General features: G+C 61.9%; 1 protein-coding gene. It reads right to left on the reverse strand.

Going from position 1 to position 4,278, the window contains the following annotated elements; genetic code table 11:
* Positions 1–534: 534 nt before the first annotated feature.
* The gene (locus JHC99_RS17695) at positions 535–3,642 is read right to left on the reverse strand and encodes a pre-peptidase C-terminal domain-containing protein (protein ID WP_292155984.1); all 3,108 of its coding nucleotides are present in this window, start codon (positions 3,640–3,642) and stop codon (positions 535–537) included.
* Positions 3,643–4,278 lie beyond the last annotated feature (636 nt).

The raw sequence follows: 4,278 nt of genomic DNA on the forward strand, positions 1-4,278 counted from the left end.
GGCGCCGACGTCGACCAGCCGAGGAACCTCGCCAAGTCGGTCACCGTCGAATAGCTCATGGACGACAAGGTCTACTCTAGGGTGCCCTACAATCTTGCTGTCCGGGGCATGAGAATGCCTGACCTCGCCGCGATCTGACTTCGGCGCGCGGGACGCGAATCCGAACAAATTGGGACGCTCAGCACCGAACTGTAGCACCATTCGACGCGTCGCTCGTCTCCAGCGGGCACCGATGCCCGTGGCCTCAAGCGGGAGCACGTGCAAGATCTCTCGCACACACGCTTGTCCTCTAGCTTGAAGAGTCCGAGTCCCTGAACCTCTGCTTAAACACCGGTCGCGGCAGCGAGGCCTCAGCCCAAGCTGTATGCTCAACCGATACTTGACGATAGATTTCCGACAAGGCGGTTAACCGGTCGGCCAGCTGATCGAAAGGGGCGACACGGTTAATCTCCGCGTCCCGATGAAGCCGCAGGCTTTCGGCCACGGCCTCCGCTGACCAAGTAAGGGGCGCGGGCGGGAGTGGTGACCAGCGACTCAGTAGGCCCAGTCCTGCAGCAGGTCATGCTGGAGGTGGAGGGCATCGAATAGCTGCTCGTCGGGCGACAGGGGGGAGGCCTGTTGCTGCCTTGGGTCGAAATCCGCCGTTGCCTGGACGGGCTCGCGAGGCAACCAGCGCGCGTCCTCGTCCTTTGGCCACAGGGGCAGGAAAGCATCTGGGTCTAGGGCGGCCTGAGACGACGCAGCAGCATAGTTGAACCAATATCCGCCCGTGCCAGCAGTCTCACCGTTGACGATCACATAATAGCTTCCGGTTTCACTGGCAGTGAAGGTCAATTGGGCGTCCAGCCCGGGACCCGAGTCGAGATCGAACCCCAATAGCCGGCCCGTCGAGTCGAAAAGGCGAAGAAACGGGTCGTCCAGAGTTCCCGCCCCCGAACCCAAGGCGGCCACATTCAATACGTAGGACTGGCCCGCTGTGAGCGAAATCTCGAACCAGTCATAGTCATAGGGTCGATCAACCAGGCCGAACGCCGCTCCCGTGACAGAGTGCGATGCTTGGTCGCGTCCAAAGACACTGTCCCCCAACCGGCCCTCGCGTGCACCCACGGCCAGCCAATGGTCCTGCGCCTCAGACGGCGTTCGTCCGACCAGATCTGGGTACGACAGAAGGTATGCGACAGCATCGAACCCCGACGTGGGCAATCCGGCTCCGCGGCCAGTCGTGATGTAGTGAGCCGCAGCAGCGGAGGCGTCGAAGCCAGCGACACGCGCCACATCCACGTTCGCGGCGGCGTAAGCCGTCGGATCGAAGGTGATCTGCCGGCCCTCGCTCCGGCCGAACTGGAGGTAATGGCTCGCGCCGGAGCGGGCGTCAGCTCCCAGAGCGGTCATCAAATCCGCGTAGGAGGCGACATAGGCGAGCGGGTTGAACGAACCCATGCCGCGGCCTTCTGCGAAGCCAAAGCTGGCATAATGGGTCCGGGCCGCCGCTGGATCCAGACGGTAGGCTTGGTAGACGTCCGGATTCCGGATCAGATACGCGTAGGGATCGAGAGCGGCAACCATCGCGTCCTTGACGGTCGATGACGTCACCCCGCCGTCGAAGCTGATGCGCTCGACGTTACTTATGGTATGACTGGCGTCGCCACGCGAGACGACGAAGAAGGTGCCGCCGTTGACATAGACGTAGCAGCCGGCGGAGCCATCCAGCAGGAGTGTATCGACGCTTTCGCCGCCGTCGATGACGTTCGAGCCTGCGCCGCCACGTATCAGATCGTTGCCCATGCCGCCGTCGAGGATGTCGTTTCCCTGACCCCCGTAAAGGTTGTCGTTTCCGTCTCCGCCTTCGAGCAAATCGTCTCCGCGACTGCCGAACAGGGTGTCGTGGCCTGCGCCGCCTAGGAGAATATCGGCACCGTCATAGCCATCCAGAACATCTGCAAATGCGCTGCCGAGGATGCGATCCCGCGCACCAGTTCCCGTGAGGACATTGCCGTCCGCGAAGCCGGTGATCTCAACCAAACCGTCCGCGCCTACGGAGATCGTGCGGTCGTCGAACTGCACCCGTTCGACGTTCAGCAGAGCGTCGCGCCCCCCGGGTCCCTGAACGATCAGCCGCCCTCCTTCGTTCGAGAAAATCTGATCGGCGAACGATCCGGAGATGACGGCCGTGTCCACGCCTGCGCCGCCGTCGATCAAATCGTCGCCGGCGTTTCCGTAAAGCATGTCATCGCCGGCGCGCCCCGACAGGACGTCGGTTCCGGCCGTGCCGTACAGTTCGTCCCTGCCGTTCGATCCACCGAGATTAACGTTCAGCCCGCTCTCGCTAATCCCCGTGATCCGGAAGACGCCGTTGGATTGAAGCACGAACAGCTGGTTGTCGAACTGCACACGCTCGACCTCGATCAGGCTGGCAGCCACGGAAACGCCGGTCTGATTCCCTCCCAGCCAGCCCAGCACCCCGATGCCGCCTGGCCCGACAAAGACCGAGAAACCGCCGCGAGCGTCGGTGTGGTTGAAGTCCCCATCGAACCGGACGGTGTCCGTTCCGCCTTCGCCGTAGACGACATCGGTACCACCCAGCGGCCGGATGATGTTGTCGCCGTCGTCGCCCCGCAATGTTTCGGATCCGGTCGTGCCGGTGACCGAGCCTGAGCTAGAGGCGACGACAACCCATTGTCCATTGACCAACCCCAAGCTGAGGTTCCGAAAATCGATCCGCTCGATGCCTCGAAGCAGATCGCCGCCCAACCTGGGACTGAACGTGTCGAAGACCTGAACTTCACCGGATGGAAGCAAGTTCATCGACGCTCCGCCGGGATCCCCGTAGTTTATGTCGAAGACGGCAGTGTCATTGCCTTCGCCGCCGATCAGCTCGTCGTCTCCCGATGCGCCGACAAGAATGTCATCGCCGCCGCCGCCGTCCAACCGATCGTTGCCCGAGCCTCCGTCCAGCCGGTCAGCCCCAAGACCCCCCTCGATGCGCTCTGCACTAGCTCCGCCGGTGAACTGGCCGTTAGCGAGGATGCGGATCCCGAGGCGATCGATCCACACTTCCACGTCGCTAAAGCGTGCGCGTTCAATGTCGAAGGACGCGTTTGGATCGCTGAAATAGTTGCCTTCGAAGGCGAAGGTGTCGCGTCCGTCCGGACCCTGCACCGTCAGCGACGGGACCTGAAGTCCCGGCGGTGCTTGGTTGGGGCTGGGTGCGGGAACGTAGGTGAAGGCATAGTCGAGGTATCGCCCTGAAAAGATCGCCGTATCGACCCCCAGACCTCCAGAAACCCTGTCGTTGCCCACTCCGCCTGTGATCAGGTCGTCTCCACCTCGTCCATAAATGGCATCATCCCGGTTCGTTCCCCGTAAGTCGTTCCGGTCATCGTTGCCGGTAACGGTCACGGTGCCACCAGCGTTCAAGCCATAGGTCGCGCCTATGAGTTGAACGCGCTCCACGTTAACGAGCGTATCGATCCATGTTCTGGTCGCGATCGTGACCACCCCGTTATCGATCCGGAATAGCGTCGGGACCGCGCTACCGACTTGGTAGATCACCGTGTCAAAGCCGGCTGCTCCATCGATGTCGTCGTTCCCATCGGTGTTGAGGAGAGTGTCGTCTCCAGCAGTTCCAGTGATTGTGGGCATCGCCGACTCCATACTGAGGCAGCAACCTAAAGCCCTTAGGCACGCCCCTAGCAACCTGAGCTATGGCGATTGGGTGGGATTATTTCGTGATCGGTGTCGTGCCCTTCAACAAGCATCCCTGCCAAGGCTAACCAAATAGCGATCGCCAAGACCGGTGTCGGTCCTTGGCGCAGAGGCTGAAGTAGAGCTTCAGGCCAGAGAGCGGTCGCAGTCTACGTCAGCCACGGCAGGAAACCAGGCACCAACTCACGGTCGAGCCGGCATCGCCGCTCGGTACAGGCGGCCGAAGTGGCGGACTAGTTGGCCAATTTGTTAGATTGGTTGCGAGGCGGCCTCGCAGAGAGGGGGGCATGTCAGCCGCGTAGGGTTGGCTCTGTATCGCGAGGCCCCAGGCCGATCACGTCGATCTGCTACCTTGTCGTGGTCGATCTTAACGAGCCACCGCACATCCCAGTTCCAGAGTCGTTGGCTGCCTGGCCCGGTGTTGCGGAGGAAGATTGCCGCTGGCCGCACGGTGTCCCCCGTGCGGGAGGTTACCCGGAAAGCAAAAAGGGGCTAGCAGTTTCCTGCTAGCCCCTTGAAAAATTGGTGGAGCTTAGCGGAGTCGAACCGCTGACCTCTTGCATGCCATGCAAG

The sequence above is a fragment of the Brevundimonas sp. genome (assembly GCF_016463485.1).
Lineage (GTDB): Bacteria > Pseudomonadota > Alphaproteobacteria > Caulobacterales > Caulobacteraceae > Brevundimonas.